Here is a 26,137-nt window from a genome sequence, read left to right as displayed (position 1 = left end):
CACGCTAACACGATCACTGACAATGGTTTACTCCTCTGCTAAAACGACTCTAACCTATGCGGATACATAATAACTCATATGAAATTTAAAGCTTTATTCCTATGCGTGAGCAGCATGATGCTCACTTCATCGCTTGCTTATGCTAAACCGTCATGTAACGTAGAAAATTTTCAAGCTATTGATATAACCCCAGAAGCAAAAGGCGGGGTATTAGATAAAGAGAGTGGCCAGTTTCTTATTACCGAAAAACCAATGATGCGTTGTGCGAACATCACTTTTTCCACTAACCATACCCGAAATCGCGTCGCACATATGATGAATCAAGGCTTTGAAGCTGTTTACTTTGATGGAAGTACGAGCAAATCTCACTCTGTCACGTTTGATGAAGACGAACTAAAAGCAGGTTACATCAAAGTTGGTCCAAACCATCCAAAGACCGCTTATGTTTGCTTCACAACTTCTGAAACTCCTATCAGCACTATCTCGTGTGACATCAAGTAATAAATTTACTCGCTCTAAAAAATGAAAAGGCCCTACATCTCTGTAGAGCCTTCCTCTCAATACGTGTCGGTGAAGTGCCATATTCTAACGTCAGGTGAACCCATTTGGCTCGATACTATTGAAGTCTAAAATTACTAGCGCTAAAAACGACGAAAGCCTGCTCATTGAGCAGGCTTTCTAAAAGTGGTCGGTGAAGTAGGGATTCGATTGGACTGGCATTCCAGACCCCGACCCTCTGGCTCCAAATAAATATCACCAAATACGAAAAAGGCTCTACATTTCTGTAGAGCCTTTTTCTCAATATGGTCGGTGAAGAGGGATTCGAACCCCCGACCCTCTGGTCCCAAACCAGATGCGCTACCAAACTGCGCTATTCACCGAGATGTTTAACTGAGGACTTGTCCCCGTCAACGAATGCGTATATTACGGATTCTGGACTGTGACGCAAGTGCTTTTTACAAAAAAACCTTAGGTCTTAATTCGTTTGATGAATAACTGAACACTAGCACGTAAAATGTGACTGATAACTCACAACAAAATACAGTTTATTAACCTTAGCAACATAATTGATCCAGATCAGTGTGCAACAAGGCACTGCCATTTAGTTTTATGCCTGTCGGGAACATCTTGGAGGAAACGTATGGACTTTTGGCTTGATCTCCTATTTGGTAATGCAGTGGGTCTATCGTCAATGATAGTAATCTTTGGGGCAATTGGTCTGATGTTATTTTACGGCGGTTTCTTCATATACAAGATCATGAACGACAAATCTCCTCACTAGATCTCGCTTAGCTCTAGAAACGCTTTGCACCGGAGTCGGTTACTTGCCTACTCCGGTTTTTTATTTGATCTCAATGCACCACTCATTGATATAATCCTATTATTCCTCCCTGTTCTTAATGAGATTACTACTATGTCTCACGATGACGATTTTGATCTGTTCCAACAGATGATGGGCGATGTAAAGCCGATCACTCAAGACACCGCCGAACACAAAAAAGTACACCAAGTAACCGAAGCACAGCTCGCCAAGAGAGAAGCAGCAATCTGGCTAACAGAAGATGACCCAGAATACCTGTCACTTGATCACGCAGAAATGCTGAAACCAGAGGACTTTGTTGAGTTTAAACGTGATGGCGTACAAGACGGGGTTTACCGGAAGCTTCGTCTTGGCAAATATCCAATCCAAGCACGCCTAGATCTGCATCGTAAAACATTGAAAGAAGCTCGTGATGAAGTCGTAAAGTTTTTAAAACAGTGCCTATCAATGGACATACGAACGGTCGTTATTGTCCACGGCCGAGGAGAACGCTCAAATCCACCAGCACTAATGAAAAGTTTTGTTAGCAGCTGGCTACAACAAATCAGGGAAGTTCAGTGCGTGCATAGTGCGCAACGCTTTCACGGTGGAACCGGAGCCGTTTACGTTCTACTTAGAAAAAGTGCGGAAAAGAAATTAGAAACTCGCGAACGTCACCAAAAACGGTTGGGCTAAATTTCACCCTAATGCTAGAATGCCCGCCCTTATTCTTCCTTCCCTTTCACGGGAAGGAAACTTCATTCGCCGTTGTGAAACGTTAGGAGACAAAAATGTCACAAGACAACGCTAAACGATTAAATAAATTCATCAGTGAAACTGGCTTTTGTTCACGCCGTGAGGCAGACAGACTAATTGAACAAGGTCGTGTCACCATTAATGGAAACAAGCCTGAAATGGGTACAAAAGTGCTACCTGGTGATGATGTTTGTGTGGATGGTAAGCCAGTTGCAGCAAAAGAGAAGCCGATTTATATCGCTCTCAATAAACCAACAGGCATCACCTGTACAACAGAACGAGATGTACCTGGAAACATCGTTGATTTTATCGGTCACAAAAAACGTATCTTTCCGATCGGCCGCTTGGATAAACCCTCTGATGGTCTGATTTTTTTGACCAACGATGGCGACATCGTTAACAAAATCCTCCGTGCTGGCAACAGCCACGAAAAAGAGTACGTTGTGCGCGTGGACAAACCGATTACAGGTGAGTTTCTCAAACAGATGTCGAGCGGCGTTAAGATTCTCGATACCGTCACTCTACCTTGTAAGATAACGAAAGAGACTAAGTTCTCTTTCCGTATTGTGCTCACTCAAGGACTTAACCGCCAAATCCGTCGTATGTGTGAAGCACTAGGTTACGAAGTCTTTAAGCTTCGTCGTGTTCGAATCATGAATATCTCTCTTGACGGTATTCCGAACGGAAAATGGCGTTACTTAACTGACGATGAAGTCGCTGAGATTCTTGCTATGTGCGATGGTTCGGTGGGTACAGAAGAGGCATCTCGTGTTGACTCAAAAGGCCGCAATATTCGTAAAGCGACCGACGCGAAGTTATATGACAGCCGTGAAGAAAACCAAGACTCGGTATCTCGACGAAATCAAAAGCCACGTACCTACCGCGGAAATAACGCAGACGATTTTCGTCATGCTCCAAATTCGAAAAAAGGTCAACAAAAGCGCCGTCAGCGTGAAGACGAAGGCGGACGTCCAGCAAAAGAACATTACAAAACGAGACCGCAAGGCGAGCATGGTAAATCACACCGTAAACCAGATGCATCGAGCAATACGCACTCAGCAAACAAGCCTCAATCACCGAGTAAGCCTAAGCAGCATTACATGAACCCAAATGCCGCGAAGCCAAGCAAACCAGCTAAACGCACCGGTGGTACATTGAGCCTGAAGAAGTAACGCTTCACTGACAGGCAAGATCAAAAAGGACGCTCATGAGCGTCCTTTTTATTTGTCATGAGTTTACAAACAAAGAGGTGCAAACTGACCACGAGTTAATCCAAGCAAATCTCTCGGGGCGAGTTCAATCTCTAATCCTCTCTTCCCTGCGCTTACACAGATTGTGTCTTGCTCTGCTGCGCTTTCGTGCAAAAAAGTAGGTAAGGCTTTCTTCTGCCCCAGTGGGCTAATCCCACCAACAACATAACCTGTGATCTTTTGCGCGATTTCCGGATCAGCCATATCGGCCTTTTTGCCCTTCGCTGCTTTCGCTGCCAGTTTTAGGTTCAGCTTTTGATCAACAGGGATAATCGCAACCGCAAGGTTCTTTGGCTCGCCGTTCAAGCAGAACAGCAAGGTTTTAAATACTGTTTTCGGATCCTGCCCCAGTACTTCAGCAGCCTCCAAGCCATAACTATCGGCTCTAGGGTCGTGCTCATACTGATGAATCGTGTGTGGAATTTTTTTCTTTTTCGCAAGATTAATGGCCGGAGTCATCAAGATTCTCCTCATAAAAACAAAAAGCGCAGATTGAATTGGATCTGCGCTTTTAGTTAATGATATCAGCGAGTTTGAGTCAATCGCTTTTTCTCTGTTGGGTTACTGATCAATCGCCGTATCAACTAAATACGTGATTTCACCTGAAGGGGCATACTCATTAACATCAATAGGGCTGTGTGTTTCTAAATAATCCTTCAAAACCTCAGCATCGGTAAAACCTGTATTTACATACCCTGGATGATCGTCGATTTTAGGGTAACCATCACCACCAGCAGCATTATAGCTTGGTACGGTAAATCGGTAATTACCATCTAAGCGAAGTTGCTTATTACCAATGAACACATTGGTTACCTCACCATTATTGATACTCATCGCAATACCCGCAAACTGCGCGTAAGCTCCAGAGTCGACAGGCTTAGTTGCAACGACATTTAGGTAATCCAATACTTCTTTGCCCGTCATATCAACGTAAGAGACCATATTGCCAAATGGCTGAACAGTCAGCACATCTTTGTAGGTAATGTCACCTGCTGCAATCGAATCGCGAACGCCGCCAGAATTCATTACGGCGAAATCTGCTTTTGCACGTTCCATGTGAGCCGTTGCAATTAGTCGACCTAAGTTTGTTTGCTGGTAACGAACCACACTGCGGTCACCCTCAAGCTTACCGTTAGATTCTGCAATCTTCACATTTAGCTTGCCCTGACCTTTTTCTTGATAAGGACGAAGAAACTCAAGCATCGCTTCGTCTTGTTCAATCTCTTCTTGGATCAAAACTCGTTGAGACTGGCCATCAACTTTAATTTTCTTTTTCAAGTTTACTGGGATCAGATCGTAGCTCACCATCGAGAGTTCACCATTACGAAACTCGTAATCGGCGCGTCCCACATATTTCCCCCACTCATGTGCCTGAACAATATAAGCACCATTTTGTTGATCAGGCTGACATTCATCACCCGGTTTAAAGCTCTTTTTGATGACATTTGGACCTTCCATACAAACCGGCTCTTGTGAGTGACCACCAACAATCATATCCAGATCACCTTCATTCAAATAACGAGCTAACGCTACATCACCAGGTGCATTGATGCCTCTATTGCCATTCTCATAGTGTCCCATATGTGTGACAGCAAAAATAAGGTCTGGGTACTCCGTTTCTTTCAGCTCAGCAATTAGATTCTTGGCTTCTTCTTTTGGGTCACGGAAGTCAATTTGTTCAATGAATTCAGGGTTGCCAAGTTTCGCTGTATCTTCGGTTGTAAGACCAATTACTGCAATCTTAATACCCTGTTTGTTAAACATCGCGTACGGTTGGAATAGGCGCTTGCCAGTATTTTTATCGTAAATATTGGCAGACAACATCGGAAAACTTGCCCACTCTTGCTGCTTGAAAAGCACATCCAATGGATTATCAAACTCATGATTACCTAGCGCCATCGCATCGTAACCAATTTTGCTCATGCCTTTAAAATCTGGCTCGGCATCTTGTAAATCAGACTCAGGTACTCCAGTGTTGATGTCTCCACCAGAAAGCAGTAACACACTGCCCCCCTCTGCTTGTATTTCTTCACGCAAATCATCTATTAACGTTTTACGTGCCGCCATACCGTACTCGCCGTATCGATTTTGCCAAAAACGACCGTGATGATCGTTAGTGTGTAGCACGGTCAATTTATAGGTTGTATCTGCATTCCATTCTGGTGCAGGTTGCGTAGCACACCCAGCTAACGAGGCCAAAATAGCGGCACTCAACGCAGTTTTAATAATCAGACGCTGCTTCATTTATTTACCTTTTTTCTTATTGGGAGTCACTGATGCACATTCCCAGCGGCCTAGAGCCTTTACAGCAAGAAGCTGAGAATGATGCGCCATCTGATAAAAAAATAGCCAACACGAGGTTGGCTATTGCATTTGATCACCAGTCATCTGGCGTTTACTTGATATCGATATCTGCAAAGCTCTTGATCAGATCATCAAGAGATTTCATTTGCGCTAGGAACGGTTCTAACTTGTCTAGCGGCAGTGCAGATGGGCCATCACAGCGTGCTTGGTCTGGGTTTGGATGCGCCTCGATAAATAGACCTGCGATGCCTGTTGCTAGACCCGCTTTCGCAAGTTCAACTGTCTGCTCACGACGACCGCCAGATGCCGCACCTGACGGATCACGCATCTGTAGTGAGTGCGTTACGTCAAAGATGATTGGGCTGCCTTTCGATGCATTTTTCATCACACCAAAGCCAAGCATGTCTACGACGAGGTTATCGTAACCGTGGCAAGAGCCGCGCTCACATAGGATGATCTTGTCGTTACCGCATTCCGCGAACTTCTCAACGATGTTACCCACTTGACCTGGGCTCATAAATTGAGGTTTCTTCACGTTGATAACCGCACCTGTTTTGGCCATAGCTTCAACAAGGTCAGTTTGACGAGCTAGGAATGCAGGAAGCTGAATAACGTCTACCACGTCAGCGACAGGTTGAGCTTGCGCTTCAGTGTGAACGTCAGTGATGATCTTCACACCAAATGTGTCTTTTAGCTCTTGGAAGATTTTCATACCTTCTTCAAGGCCTGGGCCACGGTATGAATGAACAGAACTGCGGTTTGCTTTGTCAAACGACGCCTTAAATACGTAAGGAATGCCAAGTTTTTCCGTTACTTTTACGTAGTGCTCACAGATCTGCATCGCAAGATCACGAGACTCAAGAACGTTCATGCCTGCAAATAGGGTGAATGGCTTGTCGTTAGCAACCTGAATGTCGCCGATATTAACGATTTTCTGTTCCATTTTGATTCTCTTTTTCTGTCCACGATACGCCACAGTTCGGCACATCGATAAAATTAGTGAAGTGTGACGTGCGTTTCACTCATCACATTAACTTGTGATTTTAGTAGCTCAGAAGCCGGATCGTCAGGGCATTGGTCAATAAAGTACTGAAAATCTGACACCGCCACTTGAGGGCACTCTAGCTGTTGGAAAATAAAACCACGGTCACGAATCTCGTATGGGTCATCTGGCACAAAGGTTAACGCAAGGTTCGTACAACGCAACGCCAGCGTGTAGTGCTCTTCACGTAACATCGCGCTTTTGATCAACGCTAACCAGCGACCAATGATTGTTGGATTGTCAGCTTCTTCAAAGTGTTCTGGCTTTAACTGAGCCAACGGTCCTTCTTGGCCAATAAGCCAAGCTTGGAGAATTCTTTCCCCCACATACTCACCATTAAATGGGTTAATGTAGTCTGGCTTTTTATGCATCCAATCGACTTTTAGCAGAAACTGAGTAGGGAAAGTGACTCCCTTCAACGGGAAACCCAGCTTTTTGCCTAGATATAATAAAATCGAACCTAAACTAACCGGAATACCTTTTCGGCGCTCCAACACTTTATCGATAAAGCTGTTGTCCGAAATAAAGTATTCCTGCTCGTCGCCTTTGAATCCCCACTCATGGAAAAACAGTCGTAGGAATGCATCAAATCGTTGCTCTTCATCGGTTTCATGAACAAGCGTGGCTTCTGCATCTTTGTAAAGACGCTCTAACTCTTGTTTCGCCCAATGTACTTTGGTTTCTGGGTTGATCGCTTTGTTTAGCTCAAGCGCACCTTCCACCAACGGTATATTGTCAAAATCTTCGTCAAAAAACTCTAACATGACGTCTTATCCAAATAACGTAGGGCTCTTAGACACAGCAATGTTTGCAGCCATGACCAACCAACCTAATGCGCCGAAAAAGCCAAATATCTTCAGTAGGTTGTTTTTCGCAAGCTTCAACGAGAAGAAACCGAGTGCAATGTACGCCAGTACGCAGGTGATTTTGTTTGTTAACCACGGTGCGGCATCAGTAAACGGGATGAAACCAGTAATGAAAATAAGCGCGATACCTGACACTAGCAATGCAGTATCAACGATGTGGGGAAACACTTTCAAAAAGCGATTATTTCGCTTCGGTGAGTTCATCATCATTAACACGAATCGGATCGATAATAGTGTCGCGCTGAGCGCAATCGTCACTAAGTGTATGTGTTTTAGAGCTACGTACATTTTTCTTCTCTTTTTAGTTAGTGTTTGCTGACTTCCGTGATTAACAGGCAAAACAACCGAGCGTTACTCGATCGTTACCGCCGTAATCTTTTTCCGTGGCAACTTGTTGGTAACCAAAACCACGCATTATCTCACGTACGGCATCACCCTGATCATAACCATGTTCGAATGCCAGCCAACCGCCCACTTCAAGATACTGACGAGCAAGATCCGAGATATGGCGGATATCGGCTAAACCATTCTCCTTAGCAACTAATGCAGATTTTGGCTCAAAGCGCACATCACCTTGGGATAAATGTGGATCTTTTTCATCAATATACGGCGGATTGGAGACAATTAAAGCAAACTTCGTACCCTCTGCAATAGGCTCGAACCAACTGCCTTGAGCAAAGGTCACATTTTTGATGTTTAGCTGCTCAGCATTGTACTCTGCAAGTGCTTTCGCTTCTTGCTTGAGATCTACGCCCATCACTTGACGTTTTGGCATTTCAGATGCGAGTGCGATAGCAATTGCCCCCGTCCCCGTTCCAAGATCTAAAATAGGTCCTGTTTGCTCATAGGTCTTATCGAGTGCAACTTCGACCAAACGTTCTGTATCCGGTCTTGGGATCAAGGTGGAGGGAGAAACTTTGAACGGTAGAGACCAAAACTCTCGTTCACCAATAATATAAGCGACGGGTTCACCAGTTAAACGTCGTTCGAGTAGAGCGTCGAATTTTGCTTGTTGCTCTGCTTCTAATGCTTTTTCTGGCCAGGTCAGTAGATAAGTTCGTGGTTTGCCAAGGATATGGCAGAGGAGTACAGCTGCATCGAGAGAAGGCGACTCTTTGCCGCCTTCTGCCAGTTTCGCCGTCGCACTTTTCAGTGCTTGCTCAATTGATTGAACTTGGCTCATCGATTAGCCGTTCTCTGCGAGCGCCGCAAGTTGGTCTGCTTGGTGCTCTTGAATCACAGGATCAATCAAGCTCTGCAGGTCACCTTCCATCACTTCGTTCAAACGATAGATGGTTAGGTTGATACGATGATCAGACACACGACCTTGTGGGTAGTTGTAGGTACGAATACGGTCACTGCGGTCACCAGAACCTAGAAGGTTACGACGTGTATCAGACACTTCTGCGGCACGACGTTCTTCTTCCGCTTGAACGATACGAGCAGCAAGAACTGCCATCGCTTTCGCTTTGTTCTTGTGCTGTGAACGCTCGTCCTGACACTCTACTACCGTACCCGTTGGTAAGTGGGTAATACGGATTGCAGAATCCGTGGTGTTAACGTGCTGACCACCCGCGCCAGACGCACGGAACGTATCGATTTTCAGGTCTGCTGCTTTGATTTCTGGCAGATCCGCCTCTGGGATTTCCGCCATCACCGCTACGGTACATGCAGAAGTATGCACACGGCCTTGGGATTCAGTTGCAGGAACACGTTGCACACGGTGACCACCAGACTCAAACTTCAGTACGCCGTACGCACCGTCGCCGCTCACTTTTGCGATCATCTCTTTGTAACCACCGTGTTCAGCTTCGTTTGAAGACATCACCTCGATGCGCCAGCCACGCTTTTCTGCGTACTTGCTGTACATACGGAATAAGTCACCCGCGAAAATACCCGCTTCGTCGCCACCCGCACCTGCGCGAATTTCTAGGAAACAGTTACGATCATCGTTCGGATCTTTTGGCAGAAGAAGAATCTGTAGCTCATCAGTAAGACGCTCAATAGTCGCTTTCGCTTCTTTGATTTCTTCTTGCGCCATTTCACGCATTTCTTCGTCGTCTTCGTTTGCCATCTCTTCAGCGGCGACAAGATCTTCTTGCGCTTGTTGATAAGCTTGGAAGCACTTGGTTACTTCTTCTAGCTGAGAGTACTCTCTTGATAGAGCACGGAATTTGTCCTGATCTCCAATAACATCAGGATCACCAAGAAGATGTTGAACTTCTTCGTAACGTTCTACTAGCGTTTCTAGCTTAGTCAGAATAGAGGCTTTCATAGTGTCGTTTTCTTAATAAAAAGCGTGAGTTATAGATCATCCAAGCCGAGTGTCTGGCGGATAATCGTTAATTTTGCTGGTTCGCCTTGCTCTGCCGCACTTTGCAGTGCGCGAGTTGGGGCGTGAATCAGTTTGTTGGTGAGTTTATTACTCAGCTCGCGCAGCACTTTCTCCGGATCTGCGCCCGCCGCTAAAGATTGCAAACTTTTGCTCAGTAACTCTTCACGAATTTCGTTGGCTGATTTGCGATAGTCGCGAATACTATCGACGGCTTGCAGTGAACGCAACCATGTCATAAACGCAGCGCTTTCTTCACTAACAATCGCTTCAGCTTGAATCGCTTCGACTTTACGCTGCTCAATGTTGCTGTCGATGATAGATTGCAAGTCATCAACAGAATACAGATATGCGTCGTTCAGTTCACCGACTTCCGACTCTACATCTCGCGGCACCGCAATATCGACTAACAAGATAGGTTGATGTCGGCGCTGCTTCAGAGCCGTTTCGACCATACCTTTGCCAATAATAGGCAATGGGCTCGCCGTTGAGCTAATCACGATATCCGCTTTCGCCAAATGTTCAGGAATTTCGTTCAAACTGATCACTTCTGCGCCAAATTGATCCGCTAAGCCTTGCGCACGCTCTTTAGTGCGGTTCGCGACAATCATTTTTGTGCAGCCGTTGGATGCTAAATGCTTTGCGACCAGTTCAATCGTCTCTCCCGCACCAACCAAAAGCACGGTTGAATCAGATAACGACTCAAAAATATGTTTTGCCAATGTACATGCGGCATAAGCCACGGACACAGCATTACCGCCGATATCTGTTTCTGTTCTCACACGCTTGGCGACTGAGAACGTCTTTTGAAACAGTTTATCAATTGAAGCATCGACGGCTTGATGATCTCGCGAGTCAGAAAATGCTTGCTTTACCTGCCCCAAAATTTGAGGCTCACCCAACACCAGAGAGTCAAGGCCGCACGATACGCGCATCAAATGCTTTATTGCAGCTTGTTCTTCATGCACATACAAACTCGGCATTAAATCTTCGCGGCTCACTTGATGAAATTGAGCAAGCCAATCGATCAACTTGTTTCGCGCTCCTTGCTTAACATCGCAGTACAACTCAGTTCGGTTACAGGTTGAAACAATCACACTGCCGTTAACCGCTTCGTGCTCTCTAAGTTGCTCGAGTGCAGGGCCGAGTTTATCCGGACCAAACGCCACCTTCTCTCGCAAGTCGACAGACGCTGTATTGTGATTGATTCCAATAGCAAGCAAGGACATCTAACGTGGTATCTCTGGGATAGGTTATAAAATAGGTCCAGAATTTTACTGTAAGCACGCATTTATTGAAAGGGTAAGCCGGATTTGTTTTCCTAACTGCGACTTTTCAATGCTATAGTTGTGAGCGATTCCCGACGAAACTGATTAATAAGCCATCAAACATGACGTTACGCTCCTTTATTCTTTTTTTCTTGTCGAGCTTACTGCTCGCTGGTTGTTCCTCCGTTCCTGAAAGTGTTACCAGCGTTGAATGGCAAGCTCATGAGCAACGACTCGAGACCATCCAAGATTTTCAAGCAACGGGAAAACTTGGTTATATTGGCCCAGACCAAAGACAAAATTTAAATTTCTACTGGAAACATTCTTCAGCACTCAGTCAACTACGTTTAACTACGATTCTCGGACAAACGGCATTAAAGCTCACCATCACCCCACAAGGTGCCACAGTAGAAACTTACGACGATCAGGTCCTTTCCTCTCGCAGTGCAAACCAGCTAATTTACCGTCTTACGGGGTTAATGATGCCCGTTGAACACATGCCTGACTGGCTATTAGGCCTACCGACCGATGCCGACAAATTCCAATTGTCCTCAACCAATACACTGCAAGCGTTAAACAAACAAATTGGTTTAAATGATTGGAGTATTGCTTATCAACGGTATGGCGACGTTCAATGGCATGAGCAGTCTCTACCACTGCCAAATAAGCTGAAACTCACCACTGCTGACGTAAAAATAAATCTAGTGATCACAAAATGGAACATCACCCAATGATTGAACTTTCAACACGCTGGCCATCACCAGCGAAATTGAATCTCTTTCTATATATCAACGGTCGCACAGAAAATGGCTACCACGAGTTACAAACCTTATTCCAATTCGTCGATCACGGCGATGAGCTCACCATTCAAGCAAACCATTCTGGTGATATTACGATTTCTCCAGATATAGAAGGTGTGCCTCTTCAAGACAATTTAATTTGGAAAGCAGCAACCGCGCTTCAAGCTTACTCAAACTGCCCTTTTGGCGCGCATATTGAGCTACAGAAAGTGCTGCCTATGGGTGGGGGCATTGGTGGGGGCTCATCGAATGCAGCTACAGCACTAGTGGCACTGAACTACTTGTGGCAACTGAATCTAACTGACGATGAACTGGCTGAAATTGGTTTAAAGTTGGGCGCAGACGTGCCCGTATTTGTGCGCGGATTTGCAGCTTTCGCTGAAGGTGTTGGCGAGAAACTCTCCCCCGCTTATCCAGAAGAAAAGTGGTATTTAGTCGTCAGACCGAATGTTTCTATCGCAACCGTCGACGTTTTTTGTCATCCAGATCTAACGCGAAACACCCCAAAACGAGATCTAGAAACACTTTTAAATACGCCAAGCGTAAACGATTGCGAAAAAATTGTACGAATGCTCTACCCAGAGGTTGATAAGCAACTTTCTTGGCTGCTACAATACGCGCCGTCAAGATTGACGGGGACAGGATCTTGCGTTTTTGCTGAATTTTCGAGCAAATCTGAAGCAGAAACTATCCTTGCACAACTCTCTGATAAAGTCTCGGCATTTGTCGCTCAAGGGCGCAATATTTCGCCATTAAAAGAGACTTTGGCTGAATACCAATCAGCCTCACACCGACCTATTTAAACTGGACGCAAACCCGAGGTTTCCACCGTGCCTGATATGAAGCTATTTGCTGGTAACGCAACACCTGAACTAGCCCAACGTATTGCTGATCGTCTTTACATCTCTCTTGGTGATGCATCTGTTTCTCGCTTTTCTGATGGCGAAGTTGCAGTTCAAATCAATGAGAATGTTCGTGGTAGCGATGTTTTCATCATTCAATCCACTTGTGCACCGACTAACGACAACCTAATGGAATTGGTTGTTATGATTGATGCAATGCGCCGTGCTTCAGCAGGCCGTATCACTGCAGTTATCCCTTACTTCGGCTACGCTCGCCAAGACCGTCGTGTACGTTCTGCGCGTGTGCCAATTACTGCAAAAGTTGTTGCTGATTTCCTATCTAACGTTGGTGTTGACCGCGTTCTAACTATCGACCTACACGCAGAGCAAATTCAAGGCTTCTTCGATGTACCTGTAGACAACATCTTCGGCACGCCAGTGCTACTTGAAGATATGCAGGCTCGCGGTCTAGATAACCCTGTTGTGGTATCTCCTGACCTAGGTGGCGTTGTTCGTGCTCGCGCAACAGCAAAAGCACTAGGCGACATCGACATCGCAATCGTAGATAAGCGTCGTCCACGTGCAAACGTTTCTGAAGTAATGAACCTAATCGGTGATGTTGAAGGTCGTGACTGTGTGATCGTTGATGACATGATCGACACAGGTGGCACACTATGTAAAGCAGCTGAAGCACTAAAAGAGCGCGGTGCTAAGCGTGTATTCGCTTACGCTACTCACGCTGTATTCTCAGGCAACGCTGCGGACAACATCAAGAACTCAGTTCTTGACCAAGTTATCGTAACTGACTCTATCTCTCTATCTAAAGAGATGGCTGCAACAGGCAAAGTGACAACACTAAGCCTATCTCGCATGTTGGCTGAAGCGATTCGTCGTATCAGCAACGAAGAGTCAATCTCTGCAATGTTCAACTAATCCGAACATTTCAGTTACACTGATTTCAAAAGCACCCCTCTTTGGGGTGTTTTTTTATTTGTACTGATAACCAGAAAATCCCTTGGTCGCCCACTGTGAGAATTCTGTGCTATCATACTGCGCTTTTTGAGATTCCAGAGAGATCCTAACCTTGAGTCAACAAATCAAACTTCTTGTTGGTCTTGCTAATCCAGGACCAGAATACGCCAGAACTCGTCACAATGCGGGCGCTTGGGTTGTAGAAGAATTAGCACGCGTTCACAACGTTACACTGAAGAACGAACCAAAGTTTTTTGGTCTAACAGGACGCATTATGGTCAATGGCCAGGATCTCCGTTTGCTTATCCCAACCACCTTCATGAATCTATCAGGTAAATCGATCGCAGCGCTTGCGAAATTTTATCAAATTAAACCTGAAGAGATCATGGTTGCTCATGACGAGCTAGACTTACCGCCAGGTGTCGCTAAGTTTAAAAAAGGTGGGGGTCACGGTGGACACAATGGTCTGCGTGACACCATTAGCAAACTGGGCAATAACAAAGATTTTTATCGTCTTCGCATTGGCATTGGTCATCCGGGACACAAAGATAAAGTGGCGGGTTTTGTATTAGGTAAAGCGCCAGCTAAAGAGCAAGAGCTTTTAGATGCAGCAGCTGATGAGGCTGTTCGTTGTCTAGATATCCTGATTAAGGATGGCCTATCTAAAGCACAAAATCGCCTCCACACGTTCAAAGCTGAATAAGGTTACTATCATGGGTTTTAAATGTGGCATCGTTGGTCTACCTAACGTAGGTAAATCAACTCTGTTCAACGCACTAACTAAAGCGGGTATCGAAGCAGCAAACTTCCCGTTCTGTACCATTGAACCAAACACTGGTGTGGTTCCTGTGCCAGATCTACGTCTAGACGCACTAGCTAAGATCGTTAACCCACAGAGAGTTCTTCCAACGACGATGGAGTTCGTGGACATCGCTGGTCTTGTTGCTGGTGCATCACGTGGTGAAGGTTTAGGTAACAAATTCCTAGCTAACATCCGTGAAACAGACGCGATTGGCCACGTTGTACGTTGTTTTGAAAACGAAAACATTGTTCATGTTTCAGGTAAAGTTTCACCTATCGAAGATATCGAAGTGATCAACCTTGAACTTGCAATGGCTGACCTTGATTCTTGTGAGCGCGCGATTCAACGTAACGCGAAGAAGGCAAAAGGCGGCGATAAAGACGCCAAATTTGAACTAACAGTACTAGAAAAACTGTTACCAGTACTAACTGAAGGCGGCATGGCACGCACAGTTGAGCTATCTAAAGAAGAGTTAGCAGCAATCGGCTACCTAAACTTCCTTACACTGAAGCCAACTATGTACATTGCAAACGTAAACGAAGATGGTTTCGAAAATAACCCATATCTAGATGCGGTTCGCGAGTTCGCAGAAAAAGAAAACAACGTCGTTGTACCTGTATGTGCAGCTATCGAATCTGAACTATCTGAACTAGAAGATGAAGATCGCGAAGAATTCCTAGCGGATATGGGGATCGAAGAACCGGGGCTGAACCGTGTAATTCGCTCTGGTTACGAGCTACTGACTCTTCACACCTACTTCACGGCAGGTGTTAAAGAAGTACGTGCGTGGACAATCCCTGTTGGTGCAACTGCGCCTCAGGCTGCAGGTAAGATCCACACTGACTTCGAGAAAGGCTTTATTCGTGCAGAAGTAGTCGGTTACGACGATTTCATCCAATTCAATGGTGAAAATGGCGCAAAAGACGCAGGTAAATGGCGTCTAGAAGGTAAAGACTACATCGTAAAAGATGGTGATGTTGTACACTTCCGCTTCAATGTTTAATTAAATGAATGAATTTTAAACACTTCATTTACACTAAAAGCCAGCTGCTAAGCTGGCTTTTTTAATACCTTAAGTAAATGAGCAAAAATAAATTACCTAACTGCGAGCTAATTTATTTCCAGTTTTAGATCATAAACACGCCTCTTTGTTTAAAAAGGAAGCGAACGAGGTTTTTTCCGAAATTTATTAAAAAAAACTGTTGACGGATCTCACTCAACTTCGCATAATGCGCGCCGTTCCCAACGACAAGGCAACGAAGCGTTGAGAGCAAAAAATATGGTTTTGGCTACGTAGCTCAGCTGGTTAGAGCACATCACTCATAATGATGGGGTCACAGGTTCGAATCCCGTCGTAGCCACCATTCCTAAGTGTTCTTTTTATCAGAGCAATTAGGAATAGATGCGGAGGTGGCGGAATTGGTAGACGCACCAGATTTAGGTTCTGGCGCCGCAAGGTGTGAGAGTTCAAGTCTCTCCTTCCGCACCATATTTTGAATAGTCATTGTGACTATTGCCTGCAGGTCTATCGCCAAGCGGTAAGGCAGCGGCTTTTGATGCCGCCATTCCCTGGTTCGAATCCAGGTAGACCTGCCATTATTCAAGTGAGATTCCTTTATAAAAGGGGTTGTCACTGAGAGCGTGAAGGTTTATATTGTCTCGCTCCAAAAGATGGCTACGTAGCTCAGCTGGTTAGAGCACATCACTCATAATGATGGGGTCACAGGTTCGAATCCCGTCGTAGCCACCATGAACAACGTTATTTAGGTTTTTACCAATTACCTTGATAACTACAGAATAAGTTGCGGAAGTGGCGGAATTGGTAGACGCACCAGATTTAGGTTCTGGCGCCGCAAGGTGTGAGAGTTCAAGTCTCTCCTTCCGCACCATTATTTAAGTCTCTTTTATTAAGAGCAATGTAGGGCTATCGCCAAGCGGTAAGGCAGCGGCTTTTGATGCCGCCATTCCCTGGTTCGAATCCAGGTAGCCCTGCCATATACAATGATATTGAGATTTTACCAATTATCTTGATATCTACAGATCAAGTTGCGGAAGTGGCGGAATTGGTAGACGCACCAGATTTAGGTTCTGGCGCCGCAAGGTGTGAGAGTTCAAGTCTCTCCTTCCGCACCATTATTAAAGTCTCTTTTATTAGAGCAATGTAGGGCTATCGCCAAGCGGTAAGGCAGCGGCTTTTGATGCCGCCATTCCCTGGTTCGAATCCAGGTAGCCCTGCCATTATTTTCCTTGAAATAGAGGAACGATATTGAGATTTTACCAATTATCTTGATATCTACAGAATAAGTTGCGGAAGTGGCGGAATTGGTAGACGCACCAGATTTAGGTTCTGGCGCCGCAAGGTGTGAGAGTTCAAGTCTCTCCTTCCGCACCATTATTTAAGTCTCTTTTATTAGAGCAATGTAGGGCTATCGCCAAGCGGTAAGGCAGCGGCTTTTGATGCCGCCATTCCCTGGTTCGAATCCAGGTAGCCCTGCCATATACAATGACATTGAGATTTTACCAATTATCTTAATATCTACAGATCAAGTTGCGGAAGTGGCGGAATTGGTAGACGCACCAGATTTAGGTTCTGGCGCCGCAAGGTGTGAGAGTTCAAGTCTCTCCTTCCGCACCATTCTTGATCAAAAGTTTAAAATGGCTACGTAGCTCAGCTGGTTAGAGCACATCACTCATAATGATGGGGTCACAGGTTCGAATCCCGTCGTAGCCACCATAAACAACGTTATTTAGGTTTTTACCAATTACCTTGATAACTACAGAATAAGTTGCGGAAGTGGCGGAATTGGTAGACGCACCAGATTTAGGTTCTGGCGCCGCAAGGTGTGAGAGTTCAAGTCTCTCCTTCCGCACCATTATTGAAGTCTCTTTTATTAGAGCAATGTAGGGCTATCGCCAAGCGGTAAGGCAGCGGCTTTTGATGCCGCCATTCCCTGGTTCGAATCCAGGTAGCCCTGCCACATACAATGATATTAAGATTTTACCAATTATCTTGATATCTACAGATCAAGTTGCGGAAGTGGCGGAATTGGTAGACGCACCAGATTTAGGTTCTGGCGCCGCAAGGTGTGAGAGTTCAAGTCTCTCCTTCCGCACCATTCTTGGTCGAAGTTTTAAAATGGCTACGTAGCTCAGCTGGTTAGAGCACATCACTCATAATGATGGGGTCACAGGTTCGAATCCCGTCGTAGCCACCATTGATTGGATTGCTAGCATAAGCTATCAGTCACGTAGATTTAAGATGCGGAAGTGGCGGAATTGGTAGACGCACCAGATTTAGGTTCTGGCGCCGCAAGGTGTGAGAGTTCAAGTCTCTCCTTCCGCACCATCTTAAATTAATCTACACTATCAGAATACGCGGAAGTGGCGGAATTGGTAGACGCACCAGATTTAGGTTCTGGCGCCGTAAGGTGTGAGAGTTCAAGTCTCTCCTTCCGCACCATTCTTTCTCTCGATAAGAGAGCTTAAGTAGTCTTTGGCTATTTACACTGTAGGGCTATCGCCAAGCGGTAAGGCAGCGGCTTTTGATGCCGCCATTCCCTGGTTCGAATCCAGGTAGCCCTGCCATATACAACGATATTGAGATTTTACCAATTATCTTGACATCTATAGATTAAGTTGCGGAAGTGGCGGAATTGGTAGACGCACCAGATTTAGGTTCTGGCGCCGCAAGGTGTGAGAGTTCAAGTCTCTCCTTCCGCACCATTATCGGAAAACCCAGCATGACTTTGCTGGGTTTTTTCTTTTTTTGGTTCTGGACTCGGGAAATCATTAGATTTGCCGAATTAAAAAAGCGAGCTCATGGCTCGCTTTTTTTCTATCTGTGATTTGAGTAGCTTACTACATACCTAACGCGTATTTCAGTACTTGAGCCTTAATTGGCCCTGAGTTTTCAGCAAGCTTCAATGCAGCATTACGTACGAACTTCAATGGCCCAAGATCGTTGCTAAAACCTTTATAGAAAAAGTCCATGCCCGTCTGCATGAGTAAGTTGTCAGGTCGACGTGCGCGTTCGTATTTCGCGAGTAAGGTATCTTCCAGCTTTTCTTGGTGTTCTGTTACCGAAAGGAGAACGTCTACATCTTTGAAGCCTAAGTTTACCCCTTGCCCTGCAAGCGGGTTAATCGTATGGGCAGAGTCACCCACTAACACGCAATTTTTGCTTGAGTAGCTTTGCGCATGACGACGAGTGAGTGGGAATGAGCCAAACTGTAAAACTTCAATATCGCCCAATTCAGCAGGGAAATGACGTAAGATTTCTTCCCTTAGTTGAGGTTTACCCATCGCACACAGTTGTTTAATGCGTTTTGGCGAGTCATACCAAACCAACGAACCTTGGCCTACTTCTTGACCGTCTTCATTAGTCAAAGAGCACAAAGGTAAAAATGAACGCGGGCCTGAAGGAGTAAATTGTTGCCAAGTGATATCTTGCTGTGGCAATTCTGTTTTCACGTTAATCAACATGCAGTGTTGTCGGTAATCCCACGCAGTCACACCAATTCCAGCCAATTGACGAACTTTAGAGTTTGCACCATCAGCACCAATTACCCAGTTAGCTTCAAACTGCACCCCACTTTCTAGTGTCACAAGGTTTACATCTGCAAACTCAATGTCTTTTAATCGCTCGGGACACATCACGGTTAGATTGTCATACTGAGAGAAGACTTGCCAAAGACCTAATTGGATTAGGCGGTTTTCAACGATATAACCTAGCTGCTCCAATGACAGTTCATCAGAGTGAAAACGAGTACGGCACTCCGGGTGCTCCCAAGTTTCTAAACGCCGATAAGGGCAAACTCGCATACTTTTAATTTCTGACCATGCGCCGAGTGAATCAAGTAACTCCACCGACTGGTGCGAAATCGCAGATACGCGAATATCCATCGCCTGAGCGGCATCAAAAGCTTTGGGTTTTGCACCTTCAACCAAGACAACGCTTCTGCCCTGCTTGGCAAATCCAACAGCGACGGCTGCCCCAACCATACCGCCACCGATCACGGCGATGTCATACTTGTTCATTTTTTACTCTTCATCGTGCTGATTAATTGGCGTTTTTTATTGTACTTTCCATGGCTATTTTTACAAAATTGTTTAACAAAAAACCTTGTTCTGCATAGGGCGAAAAACTAGATTTCATCAGGCTTTGCAGAGAATTAGCCAGATCACTAGTCAGGTGCTTTTTAAAGCAGTACAATACGCCGCTTACCGCCGTGATGGCGGCTATAATTTGAGCAATAGCTCTCCAATTTAAGTACAACTGAACGAGCGAAAGTGAGATGAGTAAGAAACTGCTAATTAAAACCTGGGGCTGCCAGATGAACGAATACGATTCATCAAAAATGGCCGACCTGCTTAATGCTGCAAACGGCTACGAGCTGACGGAAGAGCCAGAGGAAGCAGACGTACTTCTACTTAACACCTGTTCGATCCGTGAAAAAGCGCAAGAGAAAGTTTTCCACCAGCTAGGCCGTTGGAAAACACTAAAAGATAAAAAACCTGGCGTAGTTATCGGTGTAGGTGGTTGTGTAGCAACGCAAGAAGGTGACCATATTCGTGAACGTGCACCATACGTCGACGTTATTTTTGGCCCACAAACTCTGCACCGCCTACCTGAGATGATCAAACAATCTCAGTCGGATGACGCACCAGTTATGGACATTTCGTTCCCAGAGATCGAAAAGTTCGACCGCCTACCAGAGCCTCGTGCGGAAGGCGCGACAGCATTCGTTTCTATTATGGAAGGCTGCTCGAAGTACTGTACTTACTGTGTCGTACCGTACACTCGTGGTGAAGAAGTAAGCCGTCCAATGGATGACGTGCTGTTCGAAATCGCACAGCTTGCTGAACAAGGCGTACGTGAAGTAAACCTACTGGGTCAAAACGTAAACGCGTACCGCGGTCCAACACACGACGGTGAAATCTGTTCATTTGCAGAACTGCTTCGTTTGGTTGCGTCCATCGATGGTATCGACCGTATTCGTTTCACAACGAGCCACCCGCTAGAATTCACTGACGACATCATCGCGGTTTACGAAGATACGCCTGAGCTTGTGAGTTTCCTGCACTTACCGGTGCAAAGTGGTAGTGACCGTATCCTAACTATGATGAAACGCCCTCACACCGCTATCGAGTACAAGTCGATCATCCGTAAACTGCGTAAAGCTCGTCCTGATATTCAAATCAGTTCAGACTTTATTGTTGGTTTCCCTGGTGAGACAGACAAAGACTTCCAAGACACAATGAAGCTAATCAAAGATGTAGACTTTGACATGAGCTTCAGCTTCATCTTCTCTCCACGTCCAGGTACGCCAGCAGCGGATTACCCTTGTGATGTATCAGAACAAGTGAAGAAAGAGCGCCTTTACGAACTACAGCAAACTATCAATGCTCAAGCGATGCGTTACTCTCGCTTAATGCTTGGCACAGAACAACGTGTTCTAGTTGAAGGTCCTTCGAAGAAAAACCTAATGGAACTGCGCGCTCGTACAGAAAACAACCGTGTAGTAAACTTTGAAGGTAGTGCAGACCTAATTGGTCAGTTCGTTGATGTGAAGATCGTAGACGTATTTGCGAACTCACTGCGTGGTGAGCTAGTACGTACTGAAAAAGACATGGATCTTCGTAGTGTGATTTCCCCAACGCAGATGATGGCGAAAACACGTCGCGAAGATGAGCTGGGTGTAGCTACTTTTACGCCATAAGCTCGTATAAATAGCCATGGAGAGCCTGGTCGTTATCAGGCTCTCATTAAGTGGCAAAAAATGAGAGGCAACATTGAGTAATAAAATCGTAACTCTAGAAATTAACCTAGAACCTTCCGACAACCGCCGACTTGCTAGCCTGTGCGGTCCATTCGATGACAACATCAAGCATTTAGAACGTCGTCTAGGCGTTGAAATTAACCACCGTAGTGACCATTTTACAATTGTCGGTAAACCTCATACCGCATCAGCTGCGCTGGATATCCTGAAAACTCTGTATGTTGATACCGCACCTGTACGAGGTGAGATCCCAGACATTGAGCCTGAACAGATCCATTTAGCGATTAAAGAGTCTGGTGTTCTTGAGCAGAATACTGAGTCTAATATCGAGCATGGTAAAGAAGTCTTCGTCAAAACCAAGAAAGGCGTGATCAAACCACGTACGCCAAACCAAGCTCAGTACTTGGTTAATATGGTCACGCATGATATTTCTTTTGGTATTGGCCCAGCTGGTACAGGTAAAACTTATCTTGCTGTTGCAGCAGCAGTTGACGCACTAGAGCGCCAAGAGATCCGTCGTATTCTATTGACGCGCCCTGCGGTTGAAGCCGGTGAGAAACTGGGCTTCCTACCTGGTGACTTAAGCCAGAAAGTCGACCCATACCTACGTCCGCTATACGATGCCCTATTTGAAATGTTGGGCTTTGAGCGCGTAGAGAAGCTGATTGAACGTAACGTGATTGAGGTAGCCCCTCTTGCTTACATGCGTGGTCGTACTCTAAACGACGCTTTCATCATTCTTGATGAGAGTCAGAACACCACGGTTGAGCAGATGAAGATGTTCCTAACGCGTATTGGTTTTAACTCTCGCGCAGTTATCACTGGTGACGTCACGCAAATCGACTTACCTCGTGGTGCAAAATCGGGTCTTCGTCATGCTATTGAAGTACTAAGCGAAGTCGACGACATCAGCTTTAACTTCTTTTTAGCAGACGACGTTGTACGTCACCCAGTGGTTGCTCGTATCGTTAACGCGTATGAGAAGTGGGAAGCACAAGACCAGAAAGAGCGTAAAGAGTTCGAGAAGCGTCGTCGTGAAGAACGCGATGCGAAGTTATTAGAAGCAGCGAAAGCCGAACTGAATGCACAAGTTGCTTCCACTAAGGAATAATCATGGCGATTGAACTTGATCTGCAACTGGCAGTCGAAAATGAAGAAGGGCTGCCTTCGCAGCAAGATTTCCAATTGTGGCTAGATAAGACGATTCCTCTCTTCCAGCCACAAGCCGAAGTCACCATTCGCATTGTGGATGAACAAGAAAGTCACACGCTTAACCATGAGTATCGTGGTAAAGATAAACCGACCAATGTGTTGTCTTTTCCATTTGAAGCCCCTCCAGGTATGGAAATAGATTTACTTGGCGACTTAATTATTTGCCGCCAAGTCGTTGAAAAAGAGGCAATTGAACAGAACAAGCCTCTGTTAGCACATTGGGCGCATATGGTTGTACATGGCAGCTTGCATCTGCTAGGTTATGATCATATTGAGGATGACGAAGCCGAAGAGATGGAGTCCCTCGAAACCGAAATCATGCAAGGTATGGGCTATGAAGACCCTTACATTGCTGAAAAAGAGTAGCCATTGGCTATTCAGCAGGGAAAGGCGAACCACCAAAATGATTCTCGTGTTCGCCTCTCTATGTGTGCTATCACACTTCTGATAGCGTTACTTAATTGAGAAACAATGAACGAAGATAATTCTCCCTCTTCTAACGAAGATAAGAAAGAAAAGGCAGAAGGTCCGAGTAGAAAGTCCTTCTTTGAACGTCTAGGTCAATTATTTCAGGGCGAACCAAAAGATCGCCAAGAGCTTGTGGATGTTATCCGTGACTCTGAAGTCAATGACCTGATTGACCATGACACCCGCGATATGCTTGAAGGTGTTATGGAAATCTCCGAAATGCGCGTGCGTGACATTATGATCCCGCGTTCGCAAATGGTTACGGTTGAGCGTACTCACGACCTTGATACCTTGGTTGCCTTGATTACCGATGCTCAACACTCTCGCTACCCTGTGATCAGCGAAGATAAAGACCATGTGGAAGGCATTCTTCTTGCGAAGGACTTACTTAAATACTTAGGCTCAGGCAGTAATCCATTTGATATCGAAGAAGTTATTCGACCAGCCGTTGTGGTACCGGAAAGTAAACGCGTTGATCGACTGCTGAAAGAGTTCCGTGAAGAACGTTATCATATGGCCATTGTTGTCGATGAATTCGGTGGTGTTTCTGGTCTTGTGACCATTGAAGATATCCTTGAAGAAATCGTCGGGGATATCGAAGATGAATTCGATGAAAGCGAAGAGACAGACATTCGTAAGCTTAGCAAGCATACGTTTGCTGTCAGAGCGCTGACAACCATCGAAGAGTTTAATGAGACATTTGGAACTAACTTCAGCGATGAGGAAGTAGATACCGTTGGTGGCATGGTCATGACTGCCTTTGGTCACTTACCTTCCCGTGGTGAACTGGTTGAAATTGAAGGTTACAACTTCAAAGTCACCGCTGCCGATAACCGTCGTGTCATTCAACTCCAAGTGACGATCCCAGACGAAGAAACCCTGGTTGAAGCCACTCAAGAGTAACGCGATACCCATTGGGAATCTCAGAAAATTATAATGATGAATGAACTCTTTCATCGCCTCAAGCGGCCCTTAGTGGCCGCTTTTGTTGGCGCCTCTACTACGCTCGCTTTTGCACCTTACCAGTTGTGGCCTGTTGCCATTCTTAGCCCAGCTATTCTACTGATTCTTCTTGCTAACCAAACTCCGAAACGTGCACTGTGGATTGGCTATGCTTGGGGGTTGGGTCAATTTGCAACTGGCGTTAGCTGGGTGTACGTCAGTATCTCCGGCTTTGGTGGCATGCCACTGATTGCCAATTTATTTTTAATGGGCTTGCTTGTCGCCTACTTGGCTGTTTATTCAGGCTTATTTGCTTGGCTTAACAACAAGCTATTTCCTCAATTCACACTCACAAAAGCGCTTCTCGCTGCGCCCGCTTTATGGCTAATCAGTGATTGGTTGCGTGGTTGGGTGATGACCGGCTTCCCGTGGCTATGGCTAGGCTACAGCCAGATTGATGCTCCACTAGCAAGCTTTGCGCCTATCGGTGGCGTGGAACTGCTCACTCTGTTTATCCTTATTAGTGCGGGGGCATTAGCCTATGCTTGGGTTCATAAACAGTGGCTGATGGTGATTATTCCTGCGGTACTACTCAGCACAGGCTTTGGGATTCGAAACTACGATTGGGTAACACCTCGGCCAGAAGACACGACTAAGCTCGCGCTGATTCAAGGTAACGTTGACCAAAACCTTAAGTGGCTGCCAAGCCAACGTTGGCCAACCATCATGAAATACGCCGATCTTACTCGTGAAAACTGGGACGCTGATATTATCGTCTGGCCAGAAGCTGCAATTCCTGCTTTTGAAATTGAAGTGCCTTCATTTTTGAGCAATATCGACAGTGCAGCAAAAATGAATAACAGCGCAATCATCACTGGTGTCGTCAACCAAGCTGAAGATCGACAGTTCTACAACAGTATCCTGTCCCTTGGCATCACACCATACGGTGACTACAGTTTCGACTTGAGCGAACGCTACCATAAGCATCACCTATTACCGTTTGGTGAGTTTGTACCATTTGAAGATATTTTGCGCCCATTAGCGCCATTCTTTAACTTACCGATGTCGTCGTTTAGCCGTGGGGCTTTTGTGCAGCCCAACATCGTTGCGAATGGCATGCACATGGCACCAGCGCTTTGCTATGAGATCATCTTTAATGAGCAAGTGCGTCAAAATGTGACTGACGAAACAGACTTCATTCTAACGCTATCGAACGACGCATGGTTTGGTCACTCTATCGGCCCTCTTCAGCATATGGAGATCGCCCGTATGCGTGCCTTAGAATTAGGTAAACCGCTCATCCGCTCGACTAACAACGGATTAACAGCGGTAACCGATCACAAGGGTAAAATCGTTGAGCAAGTACCGCAGTTTGAAACTGCAGTACTGCGCGCAGAGCTCACCCCAACCAATGGACAAACGCCATATCGAATCGTTGGTACTTGGCCATTGTATATTTGGGTTGGGTTAAGTTTAGCGCTGGCTTTCGGTTTAAGAAGAAAACAGAGCTGATAACAGCTTGAAAGTAGAAAAGACAAAAAAGAGGCGACCAAGCCTCTTTTTTATTCATAGCACTATACAGTCGTTACGCGCCATTTATGGCTTTAATGACTGACGAGTAAAGCCTTTGTGACCACATTTAATACACGGAATGATTACAGTTGGGTGGTTATACGTTGTCTTGTGGCCACACTCATCACAGACCAAGGTGCCTAAGCCTATCACCTCTCCTGCTTCATATAGCCCTTGATGCTCTAAGTCATCGAACAACTCAACCCACTCAACTTTAGTTCGGTCTGTAATCTCTAACAGCCCTTGCCATATCGAATCCGCAATCGTTAAGTAAAACGGGCCGCTTTTGCTATCCTCGTAACTCTCTGAAAACTCTTTTAAGTCTGCTTTAAGGTACGCTTTGATTAAAGCCAATTCATCTTTGGTCAAGTCATTAGCAGCATCCACCACTTTGCCTGACGTCTCAATCGCTTTGTTAACTTCTTCCGGACTGTGCTTCAAGGTTTCAATCACATCCTCGAGCATTTCCTCATAACCTGTTTTACGTTTAGGCATAACTGACCTCCATCTTTCTCCTACCTGCGTCACTTAAGGGCGCATGGGTACAGATTGGCTATTGTTGTGATCCCTAGCTTTAGGTATTCTATGACGATCTATTTAAGTCTGTTCTAACCGAACTCACAAATTCCA

Annotated in this window: 24 protein-coding genes and 21 tRNA genes; 34 read left to right on the top strand and 11 right to left on the bottom strand. The window is 45.5% G+C overall.

The window, feature by feature from the left end:
• Positions 1 to 78 precede the first annotated feature (78 nt).
• A complete protein-coding gene (locus tag MTR11_RS04510) occupies positions 79 to 501 on the top strand; it encodes a hypothetical protein (RefSeq protein ID WP_065645201.1) in 423 nt (140 codons plus the stop codon).
• A 303-nt stretch (positions 502 to 804) separates the two neighbouring features.
• On the opposite strand, the gene MTR11_RS04505 is transcribed toward MTR11_RS04510, so the two are convergent.
• A tRNA-Pro gene (locus tag MTR11_RS04505) sits at positions 805 to 881 on the bottom strand.
• 260 nt (positions 882 to 1,141) lie between these two features.
• Here MTR11_RS04505 and MTR11_RS04500 point away from each other — a divergent pair.
• The 3 genes from MTR11_RS04500 (at position 1,142) to rluF (ending at position 3,228) form a co-directional block, all read left to right on the top strand.
• Positions 1,142 to 1,282 carry a DUF3149 domain-containing protein gene (locus MTR11_RS04500; RefSeq protein WP_005382236.1) on the top strand — a complete coding sequence of 47 codons (141 nt, stop codon included), beginning with the start codon at positions 1,142 to 1,144 and terminating at the stop codon, positions 1,280 to 1,282.
• A 132-nt stretch (positions 1,283 to 1,414) separates the two neighbouring features.
• Positions 1,415 to 1,996: a DNA endonuclease SmrA gene (gene smrA / locus MTR11_RS04495; RefSeq protein WP_005393162.1), complete on the top strand. Its 582-nt coding sequence runs from the start codon at positions 1,415 to 1,417 to the stop codon at positions 1,994 to 1,996.
• 95 nt (positions 1,997 to 2,091) lie between these two features.
• Positions 2,092 to 3,228 carry a 23S rRNA pseudouridine(2604) synthase RluF gene (gene rluF, locus MTR11_RS04490; RefSeq protein WP_243327062.1) on the top strand — a complete coding sequence of 379 codons (1,137 nt, stop codon included), beginning with the start codon at positions 2,092 to 2,094 and terminating at the stop codon, positions 3,226 to 3,228.
• 63 nt (positions 3,229 to 3,291) lie between these two features.
• On the opposite strand, the gene ybaK is transcribed toward rluF, so the two are convergent.
• From ybaK to hemA, 8 genes are all read right to left on the bottom strand, one after another.
• A complete protein-coding gene (gene ybaK / locus MTR11_RS04485) occupies positions 3,292 to 3,765 on the bottom strand; it encodes a Cys-tRNA(Pro) deacylase (protein ID WP_237308555.1) in 474 nt (157 codons plus the stop codon).
• 102 nt (positions 3,766 to 3,867) lie between these two features.
• On the bottom strand, positions 3,868 to 5,550 hold the full coding sequence (gene ushA / locus MTR11_RS04480; protein ID WP_203346573.1) for a bifunctional UDP-sugar hydrolase/5'-nucleotidase UshA: 1,683 nt from the start codon (positions 5,548 to 5,550) through the stop codon (positions 3,868 to 3,870).
• A 151-nt stretch (positions 5,551 to 5,701) separates the two neighbouring features.
• Entirely contained in the window at positions 5,702 to 6,553 is an 852-nt protein-coding gene (gene kdsA, locus MTR11_RS04475; protein WP_005384095.1) for a 3-deoxy-8-phosphooctulonate synthase, read from the bottom strand.
• A gap of 53 nt (positions 6,554 to 6,606) precedes the next feature.
• Positions 6,607 to 7,416: a SirB1 family protein gene (locus MTR11_RS04470; RefSeq protein ID WP_005384098.1), complete on the bottom strand. Its 810-nt coding sequence runs from the start codon at positions 7,414 to 7,416 to the stop codon at positions 6,607 to 6,609.
• A gap of 6 nt (positions 7,417 to 7,422) precedes the next feature.
• Positions 7,423 to 7,806: a SirB2 family protein gene (locus MTR11_RS04465; RefSeq protein WP_005382225.1), complete on the bottom strand. Its 384-nt coding sequence runs from the start codon at positions 7,804 to 7,806 to the stop codon at positions 7,423 to 7,425.
• A gap of 40 nt (positions 7,807 to 7,846) precedes the next feature.
• On the bottom strand, positions 7,847 to 8,701 hold the full coding sequence (gene prmC / locus MTR11_RS04460; protein WP_074190989.1) for a peptide chain release factor N(5)-glutamine methyltransferase: 855 nt from the start codon (positions 8,699 to 8,701) through the stop codon (positions 7,847 to 7,849).
• A 3-nt stretch (positions 8,702 to 8,704) separates the two neighbouring features.
• On the bottom strand, positions 8,705 to 9,793 hold the full coding sequence (prfA, locus tag MTR11_RS04455; protein ID WP_006743330.1) for a peptide chain release factor 1: 1,089 nt from the start codon (positions 9,791 to 9,793) through the stop codon (positions 8,705 to 8,707).
• 29 nt (positions 9,794 to 9,822) lie between these two features.
• Entirely contained in the window at positions 9,823 to 11,079 is a 1,257-nt protein-coding gene (gene hemA / locus MTR11_RS04450; RefSeq protein WP_005384104.1) for a glutamyl-tRNA reductase, read from the bottom strand.
• Between the two features lie 161 nt (positions 11,080 to 11,240).
• Here hemA and lolB point away from each other — a divergent pair, with 161 nt between their 5' ends.
• From lolB to MTR11_RS04325, 25 genes are all read left to right on the top strand, one after another.
• Positions 11,241 to 11,852, top strand: a complete 612-nt coding sequence (gene lolB, locus MTR11_RS04445) for a lipoprotein insertase outer membrane protein LolB (protein ID WP_164666689.1) — start codon at positions 11,241 to 11,243, stop codon at positions 11,850 to 11,852.
• Entirely contained in the window at positions 11,849 to 12,721 is an 873-nt protein-coding gene (ispE, locus tag MTR11_RS04440; RefSeq protein ID WP_042524125.1) for a 4-(cytidine 5'-diphospho)-2-C-methyl-D-erythritol kinase, read from the top strand. Before lolB ends, ispE begins: the two co-directional genes overlap by 4 nt.
• Positions 12,722 to 12,748: 27 nt before the next feature.
• On the top strand, positions 12,749 to 13,693 hold the full coding sequence (locus MTR11_RS04435) for a ribose-phosphate pyrophosphokinase (protein WP_005393176.1): 945 nt from the start codon (positions 12,749 to 12,751) through the stop codon (positions 13,691 to 13,693).
• 151 nt (positions 13,694 to 13,844) lie between these two features.
• Positions 13,845 to 14,435 (top strand): aminoacyl-tRNA hydrolase, encoded by a 591-nt coding sequence (gene pth / locus MTR11_RS04430; protein WP_005384112.1) that lies wholly within the window; start codon positions 13,845 to 13,847, stop codon positions 14,433 to 14,435.
• Between the two features lie 10 nt (positions 14,436 to 14,445).
• On the top strand, positions 14,446 to 15,537 hold the full coding sequence (ychF, locus tag MTR11_RS04425) for a redox-regulated ATPase YchF (RefSeq protein ID WP_005393178.1): 1,092 nt from the start codon (positions 14,446 to 14,448) through the stop codon (positions 15,535 to 15,537).
• A 284-nt stretch (positions 15,538 to 15,821) separates the two neighbouring features.
• Positions 15,822 to 15,898, top strand: a tRNA-Met gene (locus tag MTR11_RS04420).
• Between the two features lie 40 nt (positions 15,899 to 15,938).
• Positions 15,939 to 16,023 (top strand) — tRNA-Leu (locus MTR11_RS04415).
• Between the two features lie 32 nt (positions 16,024 to 16,055).
• Positions 16,056 to 16,130: transfer RNA gene (locus MTR11_RS04410), tRNA-Gln, on the top strand.
• Positions 16,131 to 16,207: 77 nt separating this feature from the next.
• Positions 16,208 to 16,284, top strand: a tRNA-Met gene (locus MTR11_RS04405).
• A gap of 54 nt (positions 16,285 to 16,338) precedes the next feature.
• Positions 16,339 to 16,423 (top strand) — tRNA-Leu (locus tag MTR11_RS04400).
• A gap of 31 nt (positions 16,424 to 16,454) precedes the next feature.
• Positions 16,455 to 16,529, top strand: a tRNA-Gln gene (locus MTR11_RS04395).
• A gap of 53 nt (positions 16,530 to 16,582) precedes the next feature.
• Positions 16,583 to 16,667: transfer RNA gene (locus MTR11_RS04390), tRNA-Leu, on the top strand.
• Positions 16,668 to 16,697: 30 nt separating this feature from the next.
• A tRNA-Gln gene (locus MTR11_RS04385) sits at positions 16,698 to 16,772 on the top strand.
• A gap of 69 nt (positions 16,773 to 16,841) precedes the next feature.
• Positions 16,842 to 16,926: transfer RNA gene (locus tag MTR11_RS04380), tRNA-Leu, on the top strand.
• A 30-nt stretch (positions 16,927 to 16,956) separates the two neighbouring features.
• Positions 16,957 to 17,031 (top strand) — tRNA-Gln (locus MTR11_RS04375).
• A 53-nt stretch (positions 17,032 to 17,084) separates the two neighbouring features.
• A tRNA-Leu gene (locus MTR11_RS04370) sits at positions 17,085 to 17,169 on the top strand.
• A gap of 22 nt (positions 17,170 to 17,191) precedes the next feature.
• Positions 17,192 to 17,268: transfer RNA gene (locus MTR11_RS04365), tRNA-Met, on the top strand.
• Positions 17,269 to 17,322: 54 nt separating this feature from the next.
• Positions 17,323 to 17,407 (top strand) — tRNA-Leu (locus tag MTR11_RS04360).
• A gap of 30 nt (positions 17,408 to 17,437) precedes the next feature.
• A tRNA-Gln gene (locus MTR11_RS04355) sits at positions 17,438 to 17,512 on the top strand.
• Between the two features lie 53 nt (positions 17,513 to 17,565).
• Positions 17,566 to 17,650, top strand: a tRNA-Leu gene (locus MTR11_RS04350).
• Positions 17,651 to 17,672: 22 nt separating this feature from the next.
• Positions 17,673 to 17,749: transfer RNA gene (locus MTR11_RS04345), tRNA-Met, on the top strand.
• Positions 17,750 to 17,795: 46 nt separating this feature from the next.
• Positions 17,796 to 17,880, top strand: a tRNA-Leu gene (locus tag MTR11_RS04340).
• A gap of 29 nt (positions 17,881 to 17,909) precedes the next feature.
• Positions 17,910 to 17,994: transfer RNA gene (locus MTR11_RS04335), tRNA-Leu, on the top strand.
• A gap of 50 nt (positions 17,995 to 18,044) precedes the next feature.
• Positions 18,045 to 18,119 (top strand) — tRNA-Gln (locus tag MTR11_RS04330).
• A 53-nt stretch (positions 18,120 to 18,172) separates the two neighbouring features.
• Positions 18,173 to 18,257, top strand: a tRNA-Leu gene (locus tag MTR11_RS04325).
• A gap of 135 nt (positions 18,258 to 18,392) precedes the next feature.
• Here the strand turns inward: MTR11_RS04325 and MTR11_RS04320 are convergent.
• On the bottom strand, positions 18,393 to 19,571 hold the full coding sequence (locus tag MTR11_RS04320; protein WP_243327061.1) for a 2-octaprenyl-3-methyl-6-methoxy-1,4-benzoquinol hydroxylase: 1,179 nt from the start codon (positions 19,569 to 19,571) through the stop codon (positions 18,393 to 18,395).
• Between the two features lie 257 nt (positions 19,572 to 19,828).
• On the opposite strand from MTR11_RS04320, the gene miaB reads away from it, so the two are divergent.
• The 5 genes from miaB (at position 19,829) to lnt (ending at position 25,447) form a co-directional block, all read left to right on the top strand.
• Positions 19,829 to 21,253: a tRNA (N6-isopentenyl adenosine(37)-C2)-methylthiotransferase MiaB gene (gene miaB / locus MTR11_RS04315; RefSeq protein WP_005391310.1), complete on the top strand. Its 1,425-nt coding sequence runs from the start codon at positions 19,829 to 19,831 to the stop codon at positions 21,251 to 21,253.
• Between the two features lie 73 nt (positions 21,254 to 21,326).
• Positions 21,327 to 22,424 (top strand): PhoH family protein, encoded by a 1,098-nt coding sequence (locus tag MTR11_RS04310; protein ID WP_005373033.1) that lies wholly within the window; start codon positions 21,327 to 21,329, stop codon positions 22,422 to 22,424.
• A 2-nt stretch (positions 22,425 to 22,426) separates the two neighbouring features.
• Entirely contained in the window at positions 22,427 to 22,891 is a 465-nt protein-coding gene (ybeY, locus tag MTR11_RS04305) for an rRNA maturation RNase YbeY (RefSeq protein WP_005391311.1), read from the top strand.
• A gap of 105 nt (positions 22,892 to 22,996) precedes the next feature.
• Positions 22,997 to 23,896 carry a CNNM family magnesium/cobalt transport protein CorC gene (corC, locus tag MTR11_RS04300; RefSeq protein WP_005384118.1) on the top strand — a complete coding sequence of 300 codons (900 nt, stop codon included), beginning with the start codon at positions 22,997 to 22,999 and terminating at the stop codon, positions 23,894 to 23,896.
• A 33-nt stretch (positions 23,897 to 23,929) separates the two neighbouring features.
• A complete protein-coding gene (gene lnt / locus MTR11_RS04295) occupies positions 23,930 to 25,447 on the top strand; it encodes an apolipoprotein N-acyltransferase (RefSeq protein ID WP_041852981.1) in 1,518 nt (505 codons plus the stop codon).
• Between the two features lie 84 nt (positions 25,448 to 25,531).
• On the opposite strand, the gene MTR11_RS04290 is transcribed toward lnt, so the two are convergent.
• On the bottom strand, positions 25,532 to 26,002 hold the full coding sequence (locus MTR11_RS04290; RefSeq protein ID WP_005373024.1) for a zinc ribbon-containing protein: 471 nt from the start codon (positions 26,000 to 26,002) through the stop codon (positions 25,532 to 25,534).
• Positions 26,003 to 26,137 lie beyond the last annotated feature (135 nt).

This window comes from Vibrio sp. CCB-PB317, from assembly GCF_022808245.1.
In the GTDB taxonomy this organism is placed as follows: domain Bacteria; phylum Pseudomonadota; class Gammaproteobacteria; order Enterobacterales; family Vibrionaceae; genus Vibrio; species Vibrio diabolicus.
Note: the sequence above shows the minus strand (reverse complement) of the source record. Positions and strands in the feature narration are given on the sequence as shown.

Coding starts and splice junctions, on each gene's coding strand:
- hemA (WP_005384104.1), bottom strand. CDS start 11,079: ATGTCCTTGCTTGCTATTGGAATCAATCACAATACAGCGTCTGTCGAC.
- miaB (WP_005391310.1), top strand. CDS start 19,829: ATGAGTAAGAAACTGCTAATTAAAACCTGGGGCTGCCAGATGAACGAA.
- MTR11_RS04290 (WP_005373024.1), bottom strand. CDS start 26,002: ATGCCTAAACGTAAAACAGGTTATGAGGAAATGCTCGAGGATGTGATT.
- smrA (WP_005393162.1), top strand. CDS start 1,415: ATGTCTCACGATGACGATTTTGATCTGTTCCAACAGATGATGGGCGAT.
- MTR11_RS04470 (WP_005384098.1), bottom strand. CDS start 7,416: ATGTTAGAGTTTTTTGACGAAGATTTTGACAATATACCGTTGGTGGAA.
- MTR11_RS04465 (WP_005382225.1), bottom strand. CDS start 7,806: ATGTACGTAGCTCTAAAACACATACACTTAGTGACGATTGCGCTCAGC.
- MTR11_RS04320 (WP_243327061.1), bottom strand. CDS start 19,571: ATGAACAAGTATGACATCGCCGTGATCGGTGGCGGTATGGTTGGGGCA.
- lolB (WP_164666689.1), top strand. CDS start 11,241: ATGACGTTACGCTCCTTTATTCTTTTTTTCTTGTCGAGCTTACTGCTC.
- lnt (WP_041852981.1), top strand. CDS start 23,930: ATGATGAATGAACTCTTTCATCGCCTCAAGCGGCCCTTAGTGGCCGCT.
- corC (WP_005384118.1), top strand. CDS start 22,997: ATGAACGAAGATAATTCTCCCTCTTCTAACGAAGATAAGAAAGAAAAG.
- ushA (WP_203346573.1), bottom strand. CDS start 5,550: ATGAAGCAGCGTCTGATTATTAAAACTGCGTTGAGTGCCGCTATTTTG.
- rluF (WP_243327062.1), top strand. CDS start 2,092: ATGTCACAAGACAACGCTAAACGATTAAATAAATTCATCAGTGAAACT.
- ybaK (WP_237308555.1), bottom strand. CDS start 3,765: ATGACTCCGGCCATTAATCTTGCGAAAAAGAAAAAAATTCCACACACG.
- prfA (WP_006743330.1), bottom strand. CDS start 9,793: ATGAAAGCCTCTATTCTGACTAAGCTAGAAACGCTAGTAGAACGTTAC.
- kdsA (WP_005384095.1), bottom strand. CDS start 6,553: ATGGAACAGAAAATCGTTAATATCGGCGACATTCAGGTTGCTAACGAC.
- ispE (WP_042524125.1), top strand. CDS start 11,849: ATGATTGAACTTTCAACACGCTGGCCATCACCAGCGAAATTGAATCTC.
- prmC (WP_074190989.1), bottom strand. CDS start 8,701: ATGAGCCAAGTTCAATCAATTGAGCAAGCACTGAAAAGTGCGACGGCG.
- ybeY (WP_005391311.1), top strand. CDS start 22,427: ATGGCGATTGAACTTGATCTGCAACTGGCAGTCGAAAATGAAGAAGGG.
- MTR11_RS04510 (WP_065645201.1), top strand. CDS start 79: ATGAAATTTAAAGCTTTATTCCTATGCGTGAGCAGCATGATGCTCACT.
- MTR11_RS04500 (WP_005382236.1), top strand. CDS start 1,142: ATGGACTTTTGGCTTGATCTCCTATTTGGTAATGCAGTGGGTCTATCG.
- ychF (WP_005393178.1), top strand. CDS start 14,446: ATGGGTTTTAAATGTGGCATCGTTGGTCTACCTAACGTAGGTAAATCA.